Genomic DNA, 22,039 nt, shown 5'->3' on the forward strand with positions numbered 1-22,039 from the left:
CACATGATCCCTCGTTATTCCCGGCCCGAGATGGTCGCCATCTGGTCTCCCGAAACCAAGTTCCGCATCTGGTTCGAGATCGAGGCCCATGCCTGCGACGCGCTGGCGGACCTCGGCGTGATCCCGAAGTCGGCGGCTGCCACCATCTGGGAAAAGGGCGGCAAGGCGACCTTCGACGTCGCCCGCATCGATGAGATCGAGGCCGTCACCAAGCATGACGTTATCGCCTTCCTGACCCACCTTGCCGAAATCGTCGGCGCGGACGCCCGCTTCGTCCATCAGGGGATGACCTCGTCCGACGTGCTCGACACCACGTTCAACATCCAGCTCGTGCGCGCCGCCGATATTCTTCTTGCCGGCATGGACCGCGTTCTCACAGCGCTGAAGACGCGTGCCTTCGAGCATAAGGATACGATCCGCATCGGCCGCAGCCACGGCATCCATGCCGAGCCGACGACGATGGGCCTGACTTTCGCGCGCTTCTATGCCGAGATGGGCCGCAACCGCGCCCGTCTGGTCGCTGCGCGTGCCGAAATCGCCACGGGTGCCATCTCCGGCGCCGTCGGCACCTTCGCCAATATCGATCCGGTTGTCGAAGAGCATGTCTGCGCAGCCCTCGGCCTCGTTCCCGAACCCGTCTCCACGCAGGTCATTCCGCGTGACCGCCATGCGATGTTCTTCGCCACCCTCGGTGTCATCGGCTCTTCGATCGAAAACGTCGCGACCGAAATTCGTCACATGCAGCGCACGGAAGTGCTGGAAGCGGAAGAATACTTCTCGCCGGGCCAGAAGGGCTCGTCGGCCATGCCGCACAAGCGCAACCCGGTTCTCACCGAAAACCTCACCGGCCTTGCCCGCCTTGTGCGCATGTCGGTCGTGCCGGCCATGGAAAACGTGGCGCTCTGGCATGAGCGCGACATCAGCCATTCGAGCGTCGAGCGCGCTATCGGCCCCGACACAACGGTTACCCTCGATTTCGCGCTGAACCGTCTGGCCGGCGTCGTCGAAAAGCTCGTAGTCTATCCCGAGAACATGGAAAAGAACCTCAACAAGTTCCGTGGCCTCGTCCATTCGCAGCGCGTTCTCCTGGCGCTGACCCAGGCCGGCGTCTCCCGCGAGGACGCCTACCGCCTCGTCCAGCGCAACGCCATGAAGGTCTGGGAACAGGGCAAGGATTTTCTGGAAGAACTGCTCGCCGATGCCGAGGTTCGTGCTGCGCTCTCCGAAGAAGACATTCGGGAGAAGTTCGACCTCGGCTATCATACGAAGCACGTCGACACGATCTTCCGCCGCGTTTTCGGCGAAGCGTAATCGCTGCAAGATATCCCTTGAAACGGCGCCCATGAGGCGCCGTTTTCATTTCCGCTTGCGCTGCGTGGAAGCCACTGGCGTCTTGCGCTTTCTCGACTCGCGTTTTGCAGGTGATGTATCGGCCGGCTCATCCGATATCTCGCAGGCCTCTGTCTCACCCTTGCCTTTAGCCGCTTTGGCCACCAGTTGGTCGAGGTGCTTGAGGTCTTCTTCATCGAGATTTTCGATGCCGATGAAGCGGTTCTCCGCATGGCTGGTGAGGATGATCTCATTGAGCTTTGCTTGGATGGCGCGCGTATCGCGTGTCTGCGCATTCTGCAGCACGAAGACCATCAGGAAGGTGATGATCGTCGTGCCGGTATTGATCACCAACTGCCAGGTTTCCGAGTAGTCGAAGACAGGGCCGAGAGCAGCCCAGATGATCACGGCGATGAGCGCCAGAATGAAGGTCACCGGCTTGCCCGCCCACTCCGATATCTTGGTCGCGAAGTGGGCAAACACGTGGCGTATGGTCACCTTGAAATCCTCCTCAGAAGTCGGCGTAAGACAAACTCCATGCAAGGTTCCGAGGTTCCAGAGTGCAGTGAATTTCCGGGGGCATCATGGAAATTCGCGATACCCCCGGGAGTGCTGCCGTCACATGGCTTCGCGGGCAATCAGCTTCCGGTAGAGATGCCAGGTCGCATGGCCGAGGATGGGAATGACGAGTGCGAGGCCGACAAAGAGCGGGATTGTGCCGATGACGAGCGATGCGGCAACGATCAGGCCCCAGAGCAATACCGGTACCGGATTGATGAAGGTTGCGCGGATCGAGGCGACCATCGCGGCCACCGCCCCGCAATCCTTGTCGAGCAGCATCGGGAAGGTCACGACGGTGATCGCCAGAACGACGAAAGCAAAGCCGAGGCCGACCAGATTGCCCCACAGGATGAGCTGCATGCCTTCCGGCGTACTGAACACTTGCTGCAGGAAGAGCGACATGGAGCGCGGGAAGACTTCGCCGAGAAGCCCCGCATAGATGGTTTGCGCCGTGACCAGCCAGACGGTGAAGATCCCGAACAGCAGGAGGCCAACGGCGATGATGGACGGCAAAGCCGGCGAGTGGCGCACGTCGAGTGCATGCGTCCAGGAGGAATCGAGTCCGGCTTCGCGCCGGCGGCTGATTTCGTAGAGGCCGATCGCGGCGATCGGGCCGATCAGCACGAAGCCCGACATAAGCGGAAAGATCATCGGTGCAAGATTGGCGCCCGAACTCAGCATCGTCAGGAAGATGCCGGCGATCGGATACATGAGACACAGGAAAACATAATGCGAAGGCTTCTCGCGGAAATCCTCGAAACCGAGCCTGAGCGCGTCGAAGACGTCGGCTATGCTGATCTTATTGACCACGGGCCGTGCGAAGCTCTCGCCAGCGCCCGTCATGACATGAAATGTCGTCATGGCTTTCTCCTCCTCAGCCAAGATGAGCCGGAGGCGATGTGTCGGCAACAAGGGGCCGACACGAGAACGCAACCGGCAGACAGCCACTGTAGCAAATTTTTTGAGCTAAGTCGCTCTTTCCCTTGACATCGCGGTTACGCTTTCTCACATCGGCGGCACCATGAAAGCTTCAGACGCAGATATCCTCATCATTCCCGGCTATACCAATTCCGGTCCCGACCATTGGCAGACCCGCTGGGAAGCAAAACTCAGCACGGCGCGGCGCGTCGAGCAGGCGGAATGGTCGAAGCCCGTGCGCGACGACTGGACCGCCCGCATCGCCGAAGCGGTGAATGCCAGCACACGCCCCGTCGTGCTCATCGCCCATTCCCTTGGCGTGCCCTCGGTGATCCATGCCATCCCGCTGTTTCAGAAGCGCGTTGCCGGCGCCTTCTTCGTGGCGCCCCCCGATGTAGCCAATCCTGATATCCGCCCGAAGCATCTGATGACCTTCGGCCCCTACCCGCGCGATCCGCTGCCCTTCCCCTCGATTACGGTTGCCAGCCGCAACGATCCCTTCGGCACCTATGAGCATGCCGACGATATCGCCAACAGCTGGGGTTCCTTCCTGGTGGATGCCGGCGAGTCCGGTCACATCAACTCGGAATCCGGTCACGGCCCGTGGCCGGAGGGCACGATGGTCTTTGCCCAGTTTCTCAGTCGCCTGCCCGGCTGAGAAACCGGAATATCGGGGGTTTCCAGAGAATTAAGCGATCGCTTTCTAAGTATTTCTTAATGGAAAGACCGCAGACTGCGCACACGCCAGAATAGCGAGAGCGCCCGTGAAGCAAAGCCAGCCGCCCAAAACCGCCGCCGATATCAGTCGCGACGAACCGGCGGCCGATGGGTTCGCAAGCTACACCGATGATTCCGACATCGCCGAGCGTGAAAGCCGCTGGAACTATGCGCTGGTCGGTTCCGGCCTCGGTGTCTGGGATCACAATTATCGCCTCGACAAGAAATATTATTCCCAGACATGGAAGAACATCCGCGGCATGGCCCCGCATGAGGAAGCGGATGGCGACTACGAAGCCTGGCTGCAGCTCGTACATCCTGATGACCGTGATTTTGTCGTCGAGGCGATAGAGCGCCAAAACGCCGGCGATCCGAATTGTCACGTCTTCCAGTATCGCGAGCGCCATAAGGACGGACATTGGGTCTGGATCGAATGCCGAGGGGCGCCTGTCGAATGGGATGAGAATGGCGCTGCACAGCGCGTCGTGGGCACGGATACCGATATTACCATCCGCAAGGAGACCGAGGAGATGCTGTCTCAGCTCTCCCGCCGTCTCGATCTTGCTCTGCAGATCAGCGATATCGGCGTCTTCGAAGCCGATATCGATCATGGAACCGTCGAATGGGACGATCGCCTCATCGCGATCTACGGCATGAAGGGCCTCGATCGCCACGCTGCCGCCGCTGCGTGGCCGGATGCGATCCATCCCGATGATCGCGAGCGCGTGCTCGGCACCGTCGAGAGCAATGTCCGAGACGAGATGCCCTTTCACCAGGAATTCCGCATCATCCGGGGGGATGGCGCCGAGCGCATCATCCGCGCCCGCGCTGCCTTCTTCGTCGATGGCAACGGTTGCCGGCGGTTGATCGGCGCCAACTGGGACGTAACGGACGAGGTGGCGCTGCGCAACGAACTGCAGCGAGCCAAGGATCTCGCCGAAGCACGCAACAGGCAGCTCGAAGCCGCCAAGGAAAGCATCGAGCATCTGGCGTTCCATGATTATCTGACCGGCCTGCCGAACCGCCGCTATCTCGACAAGATGCTGGAGGAGCGCTCCACCCAGTGCCGCGAGGAAGGCCTGGCGCTCGCCATCCTTCATATCGATCTCGACCGCTTCAAGCAGATCAATGATACGCTCGGCCACCGCGCCGGCGACCATATGCTGAAACATGCCGCCCGGGTATTGCGCGACTCCATTCGCGCCACTGATTTCGTCGCGCGCATCGGCGGCGATGAATTCGTCGTCCTCTGCATCGTCGACACCGCCTCGAAGAAGATCGCCACCGTCGCCGAACGCATCATCCGCGAGCTGCGCAAACCCATCAGATATGAGGGGCATGATTGCCGCTTCGGCGCCAGCATCGGCATCGCCATCGACAGCGGCCCGAAGCTCGATGAAAAGCAGCTTCTCCTCAATGCCGATATCGCGCTCTACCGGGCCAAGGGCTCCGGCCGCAACCGCCACGAATTCTTCTCGAATGCCGCGCGCCGCACGATCCTGACGGCCAAGCGCCTAGCTGACGAAATCCTGATCGGCCTGGAGCGCAGCGAATTCGTGCCCTTCTATCAGCCGCAATTCGATGCCCGCACGCTCGATATCGCCGGCATCGAGACGCTGGCCCGCTGGCAGCATCCCGAACACGGCCTGCTGGCCCCGGATCGTTTCCTCGACATTGCCGAAGACCTCGACGTCGTCTCGACCATCGATGCCTTGATCCTCGAACGGGCGATCGCCGATCGGAAGGTCTGGGTCCGCGAAGGCTTCGCCATTCCCCGCATCTCGGTCAATGTCTCCGGCCGGAGACTGTCCGATCCGCAGCTCGGCAAGAAGCTGCGTTCCCTGAAGATCGAGCCCGGCACGATCTCATTCGAGCTTCTGGAATCCATCTCGCTCGACGATTGCGACGAGGCGGTGACCGCAAATCTGAAGAAGCTGAAGAAGCTCGGCATCGACATCGAAGTCGATGATTTCGGCACCGGCCATGCCTCGATCGTCAGCCTGCTGCGGCTCAGCCCGAAGACGCTGAAGATCGATCGCGAATTGATCAGCCGGCTGCCGCAATCGGCCGAGCAGCGCAAGCTCGTGCGCTCCATCATCGAAATAGGCCGCTCGCTGAACATTCTCGTCACCGCCGAAGGTGTGGAGACCACCGATCACGTCCGTATCCTGCAAGAGCTTGGTTGCGACATGCTGCAGGGCTATGCTCTCGCCCGGCCGATGCCTGCCATGCAGATCCCCACCTTCATCCGCAGCGGAAGCTGGCGGCAGCCGGAGGGTGCAGCCCGCGCGCTGCAGACGGATCTGCGACTTTCCGTCGACCGGCCCATCTCCAAAACAGCCTCCAGATAAACACCTGTATAACCCCTCCGAGATTTTGCCTTCATTTCACCGTAAACAAAAAGGCGGTAGTCTTCCCTTGCGAAGACATTCGATTCTCTTTGCGGTTTTCCGCGCAGGGCCGGAAACCGGGGAAGGAGTGACAGGCGGATTGTGAAACTCTCTCTTTTCCTTTAAGGGGACGCCACGAGATCGATCCACGCGCGCTATCCCAAGAGCGCCAACAGCAGAGAATAACGACTATGAACCGTCGCCGCCGTATCTACGAGGGCAAGGCAAAGATTCTGTATGAAGGGCCTGAACCGGGTACGCTGATCCAGTTCTTCAAGGACGATGCCACTGCTTTCAACAAGAAGAAGCACGAAGTCATTGATGGCAAGGGCGTCCTCAACAACCGTATTTCTGAATATATTTTCAGCCATCTGAACAACATCGGCATTCCCACCCACTTCATCCGCCGGCTCAACATGCGCGAGCAGCTGATCAAGGAAGTGGAGATGATCCCGCTTGAGATCGTCGTGCGCAATGTCGCCGCCGGCTCGCTCGCCAAGCGCCTCGGCATCGAGGAAGGCGTGGTCCTGCCGCGTTCGATCATCGAATTCTATTACAAGTCCGATACGCTCGAGGACCCGATGGTCTCCGAAGAGCATATCACCGCTTTCGGCTGGGCCAACCCGGCGGAACTCGACGACATCATGGCGCTCGCCATCCGTGTCAACGACTTCATGACCGGTCTTTTCCTCGGCGTCGGGATCCAGCTCGTCGATTTCAAGATCGAATGCGGCCGCCTCTTCGAGGGCGACATGATGCGCATCATCCTGGCCGACGAAATCTCGCCGGATAGCTGCCGTCTCTGGGATATCGAGACCCGCAAGAAGATGGACAAGGACCTCTTCCGCCGCGATCTCGGCGGATTGCTGGAAGCCTATTCGGAAGTCGCGCGCCGTCTCGGCATCATCAATGAAAACGAGCCCGTGCGCGGCACGGGTCCCGTTCTGGTCAAGTAAAAGCAGGGAAAACAAGTGATCAAGGCTCGCGTCACCGTCACGCTGAAAAACGGCGTTCTCGATCCTCAGGGCAAGGCTATCGAAGGCGCGCTTGGCGCCCTCGGCTTCGGCGGCGTCGGCCATGTCCGCCAGGGCAAGGTCTTCGACCTGGAACTTGATGGTTCCGACAAGGCCAAGGCCGAGACGGAACTCAAGGCCATGTGCGAGAAACTCCTCGCAAACACGGTCATCGAGAACTACGCGATCGCGATCGACTGACGATCACAGGCCCGCCGTCCGGCGGGCTTTCAGGATTAGGCGTCATGATGGAAACAAAGCTGGAGACGGAAGTCTCGAAATTCATGAGCTATGTTTTGCGCCATGCGCCGGAAGCCGCAGGCCTGACGCTTGATGCCGAAGGTTGGGTCCCCTTCGATGTGTTCGAGAAGGCGTTGATGTCGAGATACGACGTCTCTCGCGCCGATATTATCGAAATCATCGAGAACAGTCCGAAGAAGCGCTTCGCCCTGGTCGATGACAGAATTCGCGCCAACCAGGGCCATAGCATCGGTGTCGATCTGGCATTGAAGGCGGTCGAGCCGCCGGCAGTCCTTTTTCATGGCACGTCGCTGGTGAACTGGCCCCTGATCGAGCGCGAAGGCCTGAAGAAGATGGAACGGCACCACGTTCATCTTTCTGATGATGTCGAAACGGCAAAGATCGTCGCAACGCGCCGCAAGGGCGACTATATCATCCTGCGTGTAGACGCAGCCCGCATGTTTTCAGAGGGCCATTCTTTCTTTGTCTCGGACAATGGAGTATGGCTCGCCGAAAGCGTTCCAGTTCAATATCTTTCGCCAAACGCGGGGACCTTATGAAATCAGCCGTCGTTCAACTTCCGGGCCTCAACCGCGATCGCGACATGATCGCCGCGCTCACCAAGATCTCCGGTCAGCAGCCGGTGACGATCTGGCAGACGGAAACGGAAATCCCTGACGTCGACCTGATCGTCATTCCCGGTGGGTTCTCCTATGGCGATTACCTGCGTTGCGGCGCGATTGCCGCGCGCATGCCCGTCATGCAGGCGATCATCGAAAAGGCAAACCAGGGCGTGAAGGTTCTGGGTGTCTGCAACGGGTTCCAGATCCTCGTCGAGGCGGGCCTGCTGCCGGGCGCCCTGATGCGCAATGCCTCGCTGAAATTCGTCTGCCGCGAGATCAAGCTCGAAGTCGTCAACGCCGAGACGGATTTCTCCCGTGCCTATGAAAAGGGCCAGATCATCCGCTGCCCGGTCGCCCATCATGACGGCAACTACTTTGCCGATGCCGAGACGCTCGCTGCCATCGAGGGCAACGGCCAGGTCGTCTTCCGCTATGCTGAAGGCACCAATCCGAATGGTTCGGTCAACGACATTGCCGGCATCGTGAATGCCAAGGGCAATGTGCTCGGCATGATGCCGCATCCGGAAAATCTTATCGAAGCCGCCCATGGCGGTTCGGATGGCCGCGGCCTCTTCGCCTCGGCGCTCGACGTCATCGCTGCCTGATTAGGCGGCCCGTTCGCCGGACCACTGGAGCAAGCTGAATGCGCCCTCGCCTTTTCGCCGCCGTTGCCAACGCTGCGGCCTTTGCCGGCCTCGCGGCATTCGTCGCTGCCTGCCAGTCTCCGGCTCCTGTAAGGGGACCGGATCGCAGTGCGCTGTCGACGATGGAGCGTGTGGCGCTCGGCGCCAATAGCTGCTGGTTCAAGTCGGGCGATCCGGCTTTCGCGGCTTACAAGCTCGCGCCGGAACTCAATTCCTTCTCCGGCCGTCCGCGCATTCTGGTCGTGCACAAGGGCAGCCCGGAAAGCCGGCCGCTGCTTGTGGTGCAGGCCGAAGGCAGCCCAGCCAAGATGCAGGCTTTCGGACCGATGATGTCCGAGCCGGTTTCCGGCCGTATCGCCGCCGATGTCACCCGCTGGTCGGGCGGTAACCGCGCCTGCAGCTAGGGCAATTCCAGCAAAAGTGCGCAGCGGTTTTGCGTCCGCAATTGCGTGAAAACAGAGAGACAGAGCATTTCCCGTGTTTCGCAGAAAAGCCGAAATGCTCTAAGCTTCAGTCCCAGAAAAATGACTTGCTGACTTCGCGTGCGGCATCGGACTGCGACAGGCCGATATCCTTGAGTTGATCCGCTGTCAGTCCGCGCAACGCCAGGCGCCCCTCCCGCTTCTGTTGCCATAGCAGGAAGACTGCCCGCAGACGCCCCAGCTGAGTCGTGGCCGGCGCCTGCGTCGGGAGGACAATTTCGTGCGGGCTATCGATAGAGACAATCGATACAATATCGCTCTTTATTGGAGGTACAACGGACATCCTTGGCTCCTGTTGTTCTGCTCTTGTGATTGTCACATAGTCTTGACAGAGAGAGGGTGACAATCTATTCATTGTCACCATGACAAATTGGCTTCCTGATCTTTCGCAGGGCTCTGGCCCGGTCTATATGCGGCTTGCGGACAATATCGAATCCGCCATTGCTTCCGGCACCTTGCCGGCGGGCGCCAAGCTGCCGCCGCAGCGCAATCTTGCCTATGATATCGGGGTGACAATCGGAACAATCGGCCGGGCCTATGCGCTGGTTCATGAGCGCGGGCTCGTCGCCGGCGAAGTTGGCCGCGGCACCTATGTGCTTGACCGCGCCGATACGCCGCCCAGCGAGCAGGTGGACCCTGTCACCCTTTCGCTGAGTGGCACACGTGTTGCCGAGGCCCCGCCGAACAAGCTTCGCTTCGATACGACCGCTGCCCCGGATCTCGGTCAGGGCAAGATCATCGCCGGCATCATGGCCGAGATCGGCGAACAGCATCTGGCGGAAATCTCTTCCTACTCCCGCAGCTTCCCACCGAACTGGTTCGAGGCCGGCCGTCTGTGGCTGGCGCGCAACGGCTGGTCGCCGGAGGCTGAAAACGTTGTGCCGACGCTCGGCGCGCATGCGGCGGCCATCTCCGTCATCGCAGCCGTGTCAGCACCCGGTGACAAGATCGTCTTCGAAAACCTCACCTATACGCAGGTGAGCCGCAGCGTCCGCCTGCTCGGCCGGCGTACATTGACAGTCGAGTCCGATGAAAACGGCATCATTCCCGAGGATTTCGAGCGGCTCTGCCAGCAGCAGCATCCGAAGCTCGTCTTTACGATGCCGACGGTCCACAATCCGACACTCGCCATCATGCCCTATGAGCGGCGCGTCGCGATCGCCGAAATTGCCAGACGGCACGGTGTGTGGATCATCGAGGACGATCTCTATGGTGGCATGGCCAATGACGCTACGCCACTGCTTGCCGCAATCGCGCCCGATCGCACCTTCCTGGTCAATGGCCTGTCGAAATCGGTTGCTGCCGGCGTGCGTGGCGGCTGGGTCGCCTGCCCGCCGCATTTCGCCCAGCGCATCAAGGTCACGCACAAGATGGTTACGGGCGGCCTGCCCTTCATCCTGGCGGAAACCTGCGCGCGCCTTGTCCTGAGCGGCAAGGCGCATGAGATCCGCGACGCGAGCGTTTTGGAACTGTCGGCCCGCGTGAGTCTCGCCCGTGAGGTCATGCAGGGCTTTGATTTCGAATCCCACCCGCATGCGCCCTTCCTGTGGCTGAAACTGCCGGAACCCTGGCTGTCCGGCACCTTCAAGAATGCCGCCTTTCGCGATGGCGTGCTTGTCGACGACGAGGATGAGTTCAAGGCGGCGCGTGGCGACAAAGTCTATCACCGCGTGCGCATCGGCTTCTCTTCACCGAAGGATAGAAACGAGCTGGTGTCCGGCCTTATGATATTGAAACGACTGCTGGAAAATGGCGGCTCCGCCTACGACGGGGAAATCTGAACTGTTGCAAATTGGTGTCAGGATTGTGGAAAAAGCCATGATCCGGACACCAGCGCTTTACCGTCTAACTCTGCGTGTTACCTCTTTCACATTCCGCTGTTTAAGCGAGAATCAAGGGACAGCAGATGAAATTCGATTTCCGTTTGAGCCTGCTACGCCTGTCGAGTATCGCGTTGGTCGCACTCATTGCCAGCAGCCTGGGAATGTCATCAACGGCGCAAGCCGGAGGCAAGATTTTCGACGAATTGCGCTTCGGCGCTTCTGCTTCCGTTCAGGGCGGTCACTCGCATGAAGATGGCGTTTTCCCTGAAGTAACGGTCCTTTTCGATCCCTTCGGTTTTGAGCAGGCAACCGACTGGAAGCAGCAGCTCATGCATCCGCGCGTCCATGTCGGCACCTCGATCGGCACGGCGGGTGAAGCCACGCAGTTCTTCGCCGGTTTCACCTGGACGGTCGACCTCAGCGACAAGATCTTCGCTGAAGCTGGCTTCGGCGGCGTCATCCACACTGGCGAGCTTCGCGATGACGACGACGATCCCGATCTCGGCTGTCGTGTGCTGTTCCACGAATATCTCGGCGCCGGCTATCGCTTAAACAGCAACTGGAATGTCATGGCGCAGCTCGCCCATTCCTCGAATGCCAATCTCTGCGATGGCCCCAACGACGGCATGACCCGCGCCGGACTGATGGTCGGCTACAAATTCTGACGGGCTTCGCCCGTTAAAGACAGCATTATGAAGCTTTTGATGCCTGCCCTCTGTTGACGGCAGGCATTTTCCTATCGCGCGCAATTCCTACTTAAGCTAAAGACACGGCAAACGCGCTAGGGCATGTCCGTTGTTCTTCGAATCTCGGTCGTGCTCTATCTCTTTGTTTCACGCAATTCCGGACGCAAAACCGCTGCGCACTTTTGCTGGATTGCTCTAAGGCAGGGACTTTCGAGAGCTCATGACCATTCCCAACACTATCAAGATCACGCCGGAACTCATCGCCTCACACGGCCTCAAGCCGGATGAATACCAGCGCATTCTGGATCTGATCGGCCGCGAACCGTCCTTTACCGAGCTCGGCATCTTTTCGGCCATGTGGAACGAGCACTGCTCCTATAAATCCTCCAAGAAGTGGCTGCGCACCTTGCCGACCAAGGGTCCGCGCGTCATCCAGGGACCGGGCGAAAATGCCGGCGTGGTCGATATCGATGACGGCGATTGCGTCGTCTTCAAGATGGAGAGCCACAACCACCCCTCTTATATCGAGCCCTACCAGGGTGCGGCGACCGGTGTCGGCGGCATCCTGCGTGACGTCTTCACCATGGGCGCGCGTCCGATCGCTGCCATGAACGCGCTGCGTTTCGGCGAGCCGGATCATCCGAAGACCCGCCACCTCGTCTCCGGCGTGGTCTCCGGCGTCGGTGGCTACGGCAATTCCTTCGGCGTGCCGACGGTCGGCGGCGAAGTGGAATTCGATGCCCGCTATAACGGCAACATCCTCGTCAACGCCTTTGCTGCGGGCCTTGCCAAGTCTAACGCCATCTTCCTGTCGGAAGCCAAGGGCGTCGGCCTTCCCGTCGTCTATCTCGGCGCCAAGACCGGCCGCGACGGCGTCGGTGGTGCAACGATGGCATCCGCCGAATTCGACGAATCGATCGAGGAGAAGCGCCCGACAGTTCAGGTCGGCGACCCCTTCACCGAGAAATGCCTGCTCGAAGCCTGCCTGGAACTGATGAAGACCGGCGCCGTCATCGCCATCCAGGACATGGGTGCCGCCGGCCTCACCTGCTCGGCTGTCGAAATGGGCGCCAAGGGCGACCTCGGCATCCTGCTCGAACTCGACAAGGTGCCGGTGCGCGAAGAGCGCATGACCGCCTATGAGATGATGTTGTCGGAAAGCCAGGAGCGCATGCTCATGGTGCTACAGCCGGAAAAGGAAGAGGAAGCCAAGGCGATCTTCGTCAAGTGGGGCCTCGATTTCGCAATCGTCGGCAAGACCACCGATGACCTGCGCTTCCGCGTCATGCATCAGGGCGAGGAAGTTGCGAACCTGCCGATCAAGGATCTCGGGGACCAGGCTCCGGAATATGACCGCCCCTGGCGCGAATCCGGCAAGCGTGCGCCGCTGCCGGCCAATCTCGTCGCTGCTCCCCAGGATTATAACGAGGCGCTGCTGCAGCTCGTCGGCTCTGCCAACCAGTCGAGCCGCCGCTGGGTCTACGAACAGTATGACACACTGATCCAGGGCAACTCCCTGCAGCTTCCGGGCGGCGATGCCGGCGTTGTGCGCGTCGAAGGTCACCCGCTGAAGGCGCTGGCCTTCTCCTCCGACGTTACACCGCGTTATGTCGAGGCCGATCCTTTCGAAGGCGGCAAGCAGGCTGTTGCCGAATGCTGGCGCAACATCACTGCGACCGGCGCCGAGCCGCTGGCGGCGACCGACAACCTCAACTTCGGCAATCCGGAGAAGCCCGAAATCATGGGCCAGTTCGTCGAAGCCGTGAAGGGCATCGGCGAAGCCTGCCGCGCGCTCGACTTCCCGATCGTATCCGGCAACGTCTCGCTCTATAACGAGACCAATGGCGTCGCGATCCTGCCGACCCCGACCATTGCCGGCGTCGGCCTGATGCCCGACTGGCGCAAGATGGCCCGTATCGGCAGCGCTGCCGAAGGCGACCGTGTTCTGCTCATCGGCACCGACGGCAGCCATCTCGGCCAGTCCGTCTATCTGCGCGATGTCATCGGCAGCACCGAAGGTCCCGCACCTGAAGTCGATCTCTTCGCCGAGCGTCGCAACGGCGATTTCGTCCGCTCTGTGATCCGCAACGGCCAGGCGACCGCCTGCCACGACATTTCCTCTGGTGGTCTGGTGACAGCACTTGCCGAAATGGCGATGGCTTCAGGCAAAGGTCTCAATATCAGCCTCAGCGAAGGTAAAGGCGCGCCGCATGCACAGCTCTTCGGTGAGGATCAGGCCCGCTACGTCCTGACGGTTCCAAAGGATGTTGCCGATTTCGTCTGCGCCAATGCCGAAGGGTCAGGCATTCCCTTCCGCCGCCTCGGAACGGTGGGCGGTGGCGCGCTCGTTGTCGACGATCTGATCTCGCTGCCGATTCAGCAATTGCGCGACGCCCATGAATCGTGGTTCCCTGATTTCATGGACGGCCGCGGCGAACTTGCCGCTGCGGAATGATGCGCAAGGAGTAACGATCATGGCCATGAAACCCGGCGATATTGAAGACATGATCAAGGCCGGGATTCCCGGTGCCAAGGTGACGATCCGCGATCTGGCAGGCGATGGCGACCACTACGCCGCTGAAGTCGTCGCCGAAGCTTTCCGCGGCAAGAGCCGCGTGCAGCAGCACCAGATGGTCTATGAGGCGCTGAAGGGCAATATGGGCGGCATCCTGCACGCGCTTGCTTTGCAGACCTCGGCGCCGGATTGAGATGCAAGCTTCGGCCTGTGGAAATGAATAGGCCCGGCGGGAAGGCATCCTTCCGCCGGGCCTTTTTGTTTTGGAACAGACGCGGTTGGCTCGAAAGTGATCGACGTCGCCTCACCTTTTTCCGTTAACTCAGGCGGGTAGCTTGCTCTGATCGGGATTGGCAAAAACCGAGGCCGGCATTGGGCCGGCGGTGAGCAGCGTGAAATCGAAAGAAGATTTCATGTCCGGCCCCAGCACGTACTGGCGATGCACACGCAACTGATCCCCACGAATCTTTTTGTAATGCTCCGGCGTCAGCATCTGCCGTACGCGGATATGGATCATGCTCGCCTGCGGGGCATCCGGATGGCCGGAAACGCTGACGACCGGCACCTTGTAGAAATTGATCGAATCCGTCAGGCACTGCACGTCCAGCCAGAAAATATCCGGGCAACGTGCAATCAGGCCGACTCGTGAACGCAAAAGCGTGGCAGATGACATCAGCGCGCATTGCAGGATGGCGCAGCCAAGTGTCGCAAACACCACGCGCTTGCCCTTGAATGCGTCAGGTTCGCGCTCGAGCAGAATGCCGACGACGTGTGCTGCGACGCTGGAGCCCATGCTGTGCGAGGAGATGACATATTCATCGGCCTCCTCATTGAGCGCCTCACCCATCGACGTCGCGCATTGCTCCAGCCAGTCGTTGAATTCGGGCCTGTCCATGCGTGCCAGCGCCATCGCCATTTCCCAGTCGGCAAAAAGATGCAGCGTGTGGAAGCGCTCCGAGAATGGCAGGAAGCCGAAGATGAAGAAGATGGCCGCCAGCGGCGCGCTCCAGCCGAGATGCCAGCCGGGAAGTCCCAGCCAGTAAGGCAGCGTCAGGATCTGCAGCGTGATGACGATTGCAAGGGCCGTCAGCAGGAAGGGAAAGATAAAGAACAGTCCGAAGCGCCAGGCATGGCGGAAATAGCCGGCCATACCGCCTTCCCGCACCACTTGCCAGAAGCTTAGAAAGCCCGTCGCGATCCGGCTTGCCGTATTTCCCATGCGTAGCCGCTGCACCAGATCATTATGGTCGAAGACATGCATACGCGTCTTCGTCTGCCAGCCATCGGCACCCGTGCCGACATCGAAGGAAACATAGTGCCCTTCGTTTGCAGCACCCGTCGCGACATTATAACCCCAGACGGATGCGCTTTGCCGGGCGGTACGCTCATACCGCGCCCGGTGTGCTGCGCCATCAAGCGGCTCGAAGCCGGGGAAATGCAGCACAACCCGCTTCTCGACGAGTTTCATGGTCTTTTTCTTCTTTCCGGCGGGTTGAGGGCGACGTTGCCAGGATGACGGGTTCGCTTGAAAATACGGCGAAAAACCGGATAAAACCTTCGAACCGACTTGCTAAGCGAACTCTTCCGGAATTCAATAGCGGAAGGTGCGTTTTGATCAGATTGGGAGGGATTTTGTGGCTAGTCTCGTGAATGAACTGGTGTCAGGCGTGGTCAATAGCGTTCTGAAGGAAATCTTGAAGAAGACGACGGGTCGCACCACGACCAAGCGCAAGCGTCGCAAGGCAGCTTCAGTAACAACGAGCCGCACCATGCGCAAGGCAACCTCGACGAGCCGTAAGCCCGCTCGCAAGCAGGTCAGCAAGCGCCGCACGGCGGCAGGCCGCAGTAGGCAGCGCCCGGCCTAAACCTTTTCCATCGTAAGCTGCAGTGCTTGCATTTCCTTGCGGCAAGGGCATGGGCGAATGCGATCTCGATGTCATGACCGAAGTCTCGCAATGGGATCTCGGCCACTTCACCGATACCGATATAGAACAGACCCAGGTCTGCCTCACCCAGGGAGCCGTAACGCTTAGGCAACAATGTGCGCCTCAGAGTGTCGCGGATTGGTCTTTTTTTGGTTTTGGCGGGTGGAATTCCGGCCCCCACATGCTATCTAAGGAAAACGATTGAAACGGCGGGCCTTTAACCCGCCTGTTGAAAGGATTAAGGCCTATGAGCGGTATCAACGAATTCATCGAAAACGAGATCAAGAGCAACGACGTCGTCCTCTTCATGAAGGGCACGCCGCAGTTTCCGCAGTGCGGTTTCTCCGGCCAGGTCGTCCAGATTCTCGATTACATCGGTGTCGACTATAAGGGCATCAACGTGCTCGCCGATTCGGAAATCCGCCAGGGCATCAAGGATTATTCCAACTGGCCGACGATCCCCCAGCTCTACGTGAAGGGCGAATTCGTCGGCGGCTGTGACATCGTGCGGGAAATGTTCCAGGCCGGTGAGCTGCAGCAGCACCTCCAGGAAAATGGCGTCACGGTTAAGACCGCCGTCGCCTGATCGGTCACCGGGCGTCCGTCCGGTTTCCAAATCTGTATCTTGAGTTCGAGGCGCTGCGCCAAGCAGCGCCTTGACCTGTTTATGGGAATTTCATTGTGACAGATTCATCACAAGCCATGTCCGCGGGTCGGCTGCCCATGGGCAAGCTCGAATTTATCGCGCTTGCGGCTTTCTTGATGGCCGTCAACTCGCTGGCAATCGACATCATGCTGCCCGCACTGCAGCAGATCGGCTCAAGCCTCGGTGTCGAAAACGAAAACCATCGTCAGTATGTCGTTTCATCTTATCTTTTCGGCTTCGGCCTCGCCCAGCTTTTCTACGGTCCGCTTTCCGATCGCTTCGGTCGCCGTATTCCGCTGCTGATCGGGCTCGTTATTTATATCGTTTCTGCTTTCGGCATTGCCGTCGTCCCGAGCTTTGCGGGTCTTCTCGTGCTGCGCTTCATCCAGGGTCTCGGTTCGGCAGCCACCCGCGTCATTACGATCTCCATCGTCCGCGACGTCTACGGCGGCCGGCAGATGGCGGAAGTCATGTCGCTGATCATGATGGTCTTCATGATCGTGCCTGTCATTGCGCCCGGCAGCGGCCAGATCATCATGCTCGTCAGCACCTGGCACATGATCTTCGTCTTCATCGGCACGATGGCGACGGCTGTCGGCATCTGGATGTATCTGCGCCTGCCGGAAACGCTCGATCCGGCGAATGTTCGTCCCTTCACGGTCCGCTCGGTGGCGCAGGGCTTCGCGATCTTCCTGTCGAACCGCATCGCCCTCTGTTACACCATCGCCAGCACGATTCTCTTCGGCGCGCTGTTCGGCTTCATCAACTCCGCCCAGCAGATCTATGTCGGCATCTATGGGCTTGGCGTCTATATGCCGGTCGCCTTTGCCGGTGTGGCGCTGTTTATGGCCTTCTCGTCCTTCATCAACTCGCAGCTGGTCGGCCGCTTCGGCATGCGCCGCCTGTCGCATGCGTCGATCCTCGGCTTCTGCATTCTGAGCTTCATCTGGCTCATGGTGCAGATCTTTGGACCGCAGCCGATGCCCTTCGTGGTCTTCATCATCTTCTTCGCGCTGGTCATGTTCCAGTTCGGTTGGATCGGCTCCAACTTCAACTCGCTCGCCATGGAGCCCCTCGGCCACCTTGCCGGCACAGCCTCCTCGGTGATCGGCTTCATGAGCACGATCGGCGGGGCATTGATCGGAGCGATGATCGGACAGGCCTTCGACGGCACGGCAACGCCGATGATATTAGGTTACTTCGTCGTGTCGCTTGCTGGCATCGTTTTCGTGCTGATCGCCGAAAAGGGACGACTGTTCAGGCCGCAGCACGCACCGCTGCCGAAGGACGCATCAATTTCGAACTTCACCGATATCGGGCACTGAAGTTTTCAGACACATCGGGCCGGCGGGACACCATGGTAGGGACTCCGCCGCCCTCCCACATCGAATTCGGCCGCGTTTGCGGCCGCTCTTCCGTCATTCAGGGGGATTCGGATGACTCCGACACACAAACCGCACACGGAAAACCAGGGTTCTGCCCGCATCGGCATGGGCTTTGTCGAATTCGTGGTCACCATCGCCATCATGACTGCCAGCATCGCCATGGCGATCGACAGCATGCTGGCTGCGTTACCCAGTATCGGCCATTCGCTGGGTGTGACCAACAGCAATGACACGCAGCTCGTCATCGGCGTGTTCTTCCTGGGCTTCGGCGCCTCGCAGATTGTCTTCGGCAGCCTGTCGGATGCTTTCGGTCGGCGCAACATCCTGCTCGGCGGCCTAGCCTGCTATGTGGTCGGCATGTTTGCGGCAGCCGCCACCGGCAGCTTCGAGATGCTGTTGATCATGCGTTTCGTTCAGGGCATCGGCGGCGCAGCCGTTCGCATCACCACCATGGCGATCGTCCGCGACTGCTTCGGCGGCCGCGAAATGGCGCGTGTCATGTCCTATGTCATGATTGTCTTCATGATCGTGCCGATCGTCGCCCCTTCGGTCGGCCAGATGATCATCGCCTATGCCGAATGGCATTGGATCTTCATCCTGCTCGGCATCGTCGCCTCTATCCTATTCGTCTGGGCGCTGCTGCGGCTGAAGGAATCCCTCCCGCCGGAAGAGCGCATCCCGTTGTCCTTCGCTGCTGTTGGCGACGGCTTCAAAACGGTTCTCACCAACCGCATCACCTGCGGCTACATGATCGGGCTCACCATGTTCACCGGCGTCATCAGCGCCTATGTGATCTCGGTCCAGCAGGTCTTCGGCGAGGTCTATGGCCTTGGCGACTGGCTGCCGATTGCTTTCGCGGCGACGGCCGGCGGCATTGCAGTCGCCAACTTCGCCAATGGCATGCTGGTGCGCAGCTTCGGCATGCGTCGTATTTCGCATGCCGCCATGCTGCTCTTCACCATCGTCTCGGCGATCGGCTTCGTGGCGGCGCTGGGCGGCACGCCGTCCTTCGCCTTCTCCTATGCGCTCTTCTCGATCCTGCTCATGATGTTTGCCGTGATCGCCACCAATTTCACGGCGATCAGCCTGGAGCCGATGGGCAATCTCGCCGGCACGGCAACTGCGGTGACGGGTTTCGTGTCGACGACCTTCGGCGCCCTTCTCGGCGGCGGCGTCGGTCAGCTCTTCAACGGTACGGTGCAGCCGCTCTTCGGCGGCTTTGCGCTCTTCGGTCTTGTCACTGTGGTCATGGTGCTCTGGGCCGAAAAAGGCAAACTTTTCACCCATCCCGGCGACAGCCCGCAGATCGACCCCGGCGCCGTTCACATGTAATGCTGCAGCAGGCATAAGACTGGAAGTTCACGATGAGCCGTTTCTGGAGCCCCGTTGTCCAATCCCTGACGCCCTACGTGGCGGGCGAACAGCCCGTCATCGACGGGTTGGTCAAGCTCAACACCAATGAGAACCCCTACGGCCCATCGCCCCGCGCGTTGGCGGCGATCTCGGAAACGGTCAATGACACGCTGCGGCTCTATCCCGAACCGACCGGGCTGAAACTGCGCCAGGCGATTGCCGCAAGCTACGATCTCGATCCCGGCGAAGTCTTCGTTGGTAATGGTTCGGACGAGGTTCTGGCGCACACCTTCCAGGCGCTGCTAAAGCACGAACTGCCCCTGCTCTACCCGGATATCACCTATAGCTTCTACCCGACCTATTGCGGTCTCTATGGCATCGATTTCCGTGAGATCCCGCTGGACCAAAAGATGCAGGTCAGGATCGAGGATTATCGGCAGCCCTGCGGCGCGATCATCCTGCCCAACCCGAATGCGCCGACCGGGACCGCACTGCCTCTTGCGGCGATCGACGCGTTAATCGCCGAGCATCCGGATCAGGTTGTCGTTATCGACGAAGCCTATGTGGATTTCGGCGGTGAGAGCGCTATCCCGCTCGTCCGGAAATATCCGAACCTGCTCGTCGTCCAGACCTTCTCGAAATCGCGCGGCCTTGCCGGCCTGCGCGTCGGTTTCGCGGTCGGCCAGCGGCCGCTGATCGATGCGCTGGAAAGGGTCAAGGACAGTTTCAATTCCTATCCGCTGGACAGGCTCACCCAGGCGGGCGCCGTTGCCGCCTGGGAGGATCAGGACTGGTTCAGGAAACATTGCGATCTGATTATCGCGAGCCGCGAGCGCCTGACCGCCGCTCTCAGGGGGCTGGGCTTCGAAGTCTTGCCGTCTTCTGCCAATTTCGTATTCGCCCGCCATGCAGAGCGCGGCGGCGCGGAACTTACTGGTGAGCTGCGAAAGAGAGCCCTGCTCGTGCGGCATTTCCGCAAGGAGCGCATCCAGGACTTCCTGCGCATCACCATCGGCACCGATGCCGAATGCGACAAGCTTCTCGACGCGCTGCAGCAGATCCTCGCCTGATCGGCACCGACGACGGGCTTGCCGGCTTCAGACCGTGAAGACCTCGCGGCGCAGCACGTCCCAGCTTTCCTTGTCGGGCGTGATCAGCAAGCCGCCGCTGACATGATGCGGCAGATAGGCCGAGCCGTCGAAGCGGGCGGCATAGGCGCCGGCTTCCTGGCTGATCAAGGTACCGGCCAGGTGATCCCAGGGCATCAGCTTGTTGTACATCAGGTAATGCACATGCCCGCCGGCAAAGGCGCGGTATTCGTGGGCCGCACAGCGGTAGTTGGTGAGGAAGCGTACCTTGGCGAGATTGCCGAGGATCTCTGCGCGCTTCTCCTGCGGCAGGTAGCCGGTGGAGGCCATGCCGACCATCTGGTCGAGCGCGACCGGCGCGGCAACGCTCAGCCGCTGCGCCTCGCCGTCCGGCCGGCGCAGCCAGGCGCCGCCGCCCTTTTCCGCCATGACCCAGTCGTCGCCCATCGGATCATAGATGATGCCGGCGACCGTCTCGCCTCTGGAGACGACGGAGGCCATGACGCCGAAGGCCGGAATGCCGGAAGCGAAATTGAAAGTACCGTCGACGGGATCGACGATGATGGCGAGATCAGCGCCGTTAAGCTTGTCGAGAAGTGCTGCATCGGCAGAAACCGATTCTTCCCCGATGAAGAGCGCCTCCGGCCAGAGGCGCGCGGCCTCCGCCTTCAGCATTCTTTCAGCCTGCTCGTCGGCTTCCGTTACCAGATCGGTCGCTTCCGTCTTGGCGCGCACATCACCGCTGCCCAGTCGGCGAAAGCGCGGCAGGATCTCGGCTTTCGCTGCCTGCCGCAAGAGATCGGCAAGCGTCATCGTATCTATGGCAGTGGTCATGGCGGTTCCTTTCGGTTTATCGGTAGCCGACGATCTCGTTTCGGATCATCTGCCAGCTTTCCTTGTCGGGAGCCGAGATGATGCCGCCGGAAATCTCGCCCGGCCTGTAGGGCGTTCCGTCGAACTTGGCGGTATGGCCGCCGGCCTCCTGATGCGTCAGCACGCCGGCCAGATGATCCCACGGCATCAGCTTCGGATGGCCGATGAAATGCAGCTTGCCCGAGGAAACCATCCAATATTCATAGGCCGAGCAGTTGAAGGCGAAGGTCATCTTGATCCTCGCCATATTGGCGGCAACGCGCGAACGATCGGGTTCTTCCATATGGCTGCAGGCCATGGCGCCGATCATGYGGTTAAGCTCGATCGGCTCTGCGACCTTCAGGCGGACAGGGTCGCAATTGCGCTTGTGCTGGAAGGCACCGGCGCCCTTGAGGGAAACGACGGTGTCGCCGAGCGCCGGATCGTGAATGATGCCGGCAACCGTTTCACCCTTGACCGTCACGGCCAGGATCGTACCGAAGACCGGCATTCCCGCTGCGAAATTGAAGGTGCCGTCGACGGGGTCGATGACGAAGGCAAGATCGGCATCGGCCAATGCCGGCACGACGGAACGATCAGCCTCATAGGCTTCTTCGCCGACGATCAATGCCGAGGGAAAGCGCTCGCGGATGGCCGCGGTCAGATAGGCCTCGGAGCGCAGGTCGGCCTGCGTGACGAGATCGATGGAAGATGTCTTTTCGGAAACATTGGCCGCAGCCGCATTGCGGAAGCGCGGCATTATCTCTTCTTCGGCGACATGCCGGAGGCAATCGCCGAGAAACTCTATGTCATTGTCTGAGAAAATCATTTTGGACTCGTTGCATGGAT

General features: G+C 60.2%; 23 protein-coding genes. 17 read left to right on the forward strand and 6 right to left on the reverse strand.

Features of this window, described 5'->3' with window-relative positions:
• The first annotated feature begins 3 nt into the window (after positions 1-3).
• Complete coding sequence (purB, locus tag AC1DUP_RS28180; RefSeq protein WP_477835996.1) at positions 4-1,311, forward strand: adenylosuccinate lyase; 1,308 nt, start codon at positions 4-6, stop codon at positions 1,309-1,311.
• Between the two features lie 45 nt (positions 1,312-1,356).
• Here the strand turns inward: purB and AC1DUP_RS28185 are convergent, their stop codons facing one another.
• Both AC1DUP_RS28185 and AC1DUP_RS28190 read right to left on the reverse strand, forming a co-directional pair.
• On the reverse strand, positions 1,357-1,821 hold the full coding sequence (locus AC1DUP_RS28185; RefSeq protein ID WP_113299478.1) for a low affinity iron permease family protein: 465 nt from the start codon (positions 1,819-1,821) through the stop codon (positions 1,357-1,359).
• A gap of 126 nt (positions 1,822-1,947) precedes the next feature.
• Positions 1,948-2,751: a DUF2189 domain-containing protein gene (locus tag AC1DUP_RS28190; RefSeq protein ID WP_477835998.1), complete on the reverse strand. Its 804-nt coding sequence runs from the start codon at positions 2,749-2,751 to the stop codon at positions 1,948-1,950.
• Between the two features lie 160 nt (positions 2,752-2,911).
• Between AC1DUP_RS28190 and AC1DUP_RS28195 the strand changes: the two genes are divergently transcribed.
• The 7 genes from AC1DUP_RS28195 (at position 2,912) to AC1DUP_RS28225 (ending at position 8,839) form a co-directional block, all read left to right on the forward strand.
• On the forward strand, positions 2,912-3,466 hold the full coding sequence (locus tag AC1DUP_RS28195) for an RBBP9/YdeN family alpha/beta hydrolase (protein WP_113299432.1): 555 nt from the start codon (positions 2,912-2,914) through the stop codon (positions 3,464-3,466).
• A 106-nt stretch (positions 3,467-3,572) separates the two neighbouring features.
• Entirely contained in the window at positions 3,573-5,876 is a 2,304-nt protein-coding gene (locus AC1DUP_RS28200) for a bifunctional diguanylate cyclase/phosphodiesterase (protein ID WP_477836001.1), read from the forward strand.
• 230 nt (positions 5,877-6,106) lie between these two features.
• Positions 6,107-6,871 (forward strand): phosphoribosylaminoimidazolesuccinocarboxamide synthase, encoded by a 765-nt coding sequence (gene purC, locus AC1DUP_RS28205; RefSeq protein WP_113299434.1) that lies wholly within the window; start codon positions 6,107-6,109, stop codon positions 6,869-6,871.
• Between the two features lie 15 nt (positions 6,872-6,886).
• Positions 6,887-7,129, forward strand: a complete 243-nt coding sequence (gene purS / locus AC1DUP_RS28210) for a phosphoribosylformylglycinamidine synthase subunit PurS (RefSeq protein WP_113299435.1) — start codon at positions 6,887-6,889, stop codon at positions 7,127-7,129.
• A 44-nt stretch (positions 7,130-7,173) separates the two neighbouring features.
• A complete protein-coding gene (locus AC1DUP_RS28215) occupies positions 7,174-7,728 on the forward strand; it encodes an RNA 2'-phosphotransferase (protein ID WP_477836004.1) in 555 nt (184 codons plus the stop codon).
• Positions 7,725-8,396: a phosphoribosylformylglycinamidine synthase subunit PurQ gene (gene purQ / locus AC1DUP_RS28220; protein ID WP_113299437.1), complete on the forward strand. Its 672-nt coding sequence runs from the start codon at positions 7,725-7,727 to the stop codon at positions 8,394-8,396. Before AC1DUP_RS28215 ends, purQ begins: the two co-directional genes overlap by 4 nt.
• 38 nt (positions 8,397-8,434) lie before the next feature.
• Positions 8,435-8,839: a hypothetical protein gene (locus AC1DUP_RS28225; protein WP_113299438.1), complete on the forward strand. Its 405-nt coding sequence runs from the start codon at positions 8,435-8,437 to the stop codon at positions 8,837-8,839.
• 106 nt (positions 8,840-8,945) lie between these two features.
• On the opposite strand, the gene AC1DUP_RS28230 is transcribed toward AC1DUP_RS28225, so the two are convergent.
• The gene (locus tag AC1DUP_RS28230; protein ID WP_113310692.1) at positions 8,946-9,200 is read right to left on the reverse strand and encodes a DUF1127 domain-containing protein; all 255 of its coding nucleotides are present in this window, start codon (positions 9,198-9,200) and stop codon (positions 8,946-8,948) included.
• 79 nt (positions 9,201-9,279) lie between these two features.
• On the opposite strand from AC1DUP_RS28230, the gene AC1DUP_RS28235 reads away from it, so the two are divergent.
• The 4 genes from AC1DUP_RS28235 (at position 9,280) to AC1DUP_RS28250 (ending at position 14,134) form a co-directional block, all read left to right on the forward strand.
• Positions 9,280-10,698: an aminotransferase-like domain-containing protein gene (locus tag AC1DUP_RS28235; protein ID WP_113310666.1), complete on the forward strand. Its 1,419-nt coding sequence runs from the start codon at positions 9,280-9,282 to the stop codon at positions 10,696-10,698.
• Between the two features lie 125 nt (positions 10,699-10,823).
• Positions 10,824-11,405: an acyloxyacyl hydrolase gene (locus AC1DUP_RS28240; protein ID WP_113310667.1), complete on the forward strand. Its 582-nt coding sequence runs from the start codon at positions 10,824-10,826 to the stop codon at positions 11,403-11,405.
• Positions 11,406-11,646: 241 nt separating this feature from the next.
• On the forward strand, positions 11,647-13,881 hold the full coding sequence (gene purL / locus AC1DUP_RS28245) for a phosphoribosylformylglycinamidine synthase subunit PurL (RefSeq protein WP_113310668.1): 2,235 nt from the start codon (positions 11,647-11,649) through the stop codon (positions 13,879-13,881).
• 19 nt (positions 13,882-13,900) lie between these two features.
• On the forward strand, positions 13,901-14,134 hold the full coding sequence (locus AC1DUP_RS28250; protein ID WP_007826248.1) for a BolA/IbaG family iron-sulfur metabolism protein: 234 nt from the start codon (positions 13,901-13,903) through the stop codon (positions 14,132-14,134).
• A gap of 129 nt (positions 14,135-14,263) precedes the next feature.
• On the opposite strand, the gene AC1DUP_RS28255 is transcribed toward AC1DUP_RS28250, so the two are convergent.
• Positions 14,264-15,409: an alpha/beta hydrolase family protein gene (locus tag AC1DUP_RS28255; protein WP_113310669.1), complete on the reverse strand. Its 1,146-nt coding sequence runs from the start codon at positions 15,407-15,409 to the stop codon at positions 14,264-14,266.
• A gap of 166 nt (positions 15,410-15,575) precedes the next feature.
• Here AC1DUP_RS28255 and AC1DUP_RS28260 point away from each other — a divergent pair, with 166 nt between their 5' ends.
• The 5 genes from AC1DUP_RS28260 (at position 15,576) to hisC (ending at position 20,320) form a co-directional block, all read left to right on the forward strand.
• Positions 15,576-15,806, forward strand: a complete 231-nt coding sequence (locus AC1DUP_RS28260) for a hypothetical protein (RefSeq protein ID WP_113299444.1) — start codon at positions 15,576-15,578, stop codon at positions 15,804-15,806.
• 307 nt (positions 15,807-16,113) lie between these two features.
• Complete coding sequence (grxD, locus tag AC1DUP_RS28265) at positions 16,114-16,452, forward strand: Grx4 family monothiol glutaredoxin (RefSeq protein ID WP_113299446.1); 339 nt, start codon at positions 16,114-16,116, stop codon at positions 16,450-16,452.
• Between the two features lie 137 nt (positions 16,453-16,589).
• Complete coding sequence (locus tag AC1DUP_RS28270) at positions 16,590-17,837, forward strand: multidrug effflux MFS transporter (protein WP_113299479.1); 1,248 nt, start codon at positions 16,590-16,592, stop codon at positions 17,835-17,837.
• Positions 17,838-17,948: 111 nt separating this feature from the next.
• Complete coding sequence (locus AC1DUP_RS28275) at positions 17,949-19,229, forward strand: multidrug effflux MFS transporter (protein WP_113299447.1); 1,281 nt, start codon at positions 17,949-17,951, stop codon at positions 19,227-19,229.
• A 32-nt stretch (positions 19,230-19,261) separates the two neighbouring features.
• Entirely contained in the window at positions 19,262-20,320 is a 1,059-nt protein-coding gene (hisC, locus tag AC1DUP_RS28280; protein ID WP_113310671.1) for a histidinol-phosphate transaminase, read from the forward strand.
• Positions 20,321-20,347: 27 nt separating this feature from the next.
• On the opposite strand, the gene AC1DUP_RS28285 is transcribed toward hisC, so the two are convergent.
• Entirely contained in the window at positions 20,348-21,172 is an 825-nt protein-coding gene (locus AC1DUP_RS28285) for an inositol monophosphatase family protein (RefSeq protein WP_113310672.1), read from the reverse strand.
• A 16-nt stretch (positions 21,173-21,188) separates the two neighbouring features.
• The gene (locus AC1DUP_RS28290; protein WP_477836010.1) at positions 21,189-22,019 is read right to left on the reverse strand and encodes an inositol monophosphatase family protein; all 831 of its coding nucleotides are present in this window, start codon (positions 22,017-22,019) and stop codon (positions 21,189-21,191) included.
• Positions 22,020-22,039 lie beyond the last annotated feature (20 nt).

The sequence above is a fragment of the Rhizobium sp. 01L419 genome (genome assembly GCF_056400025.1).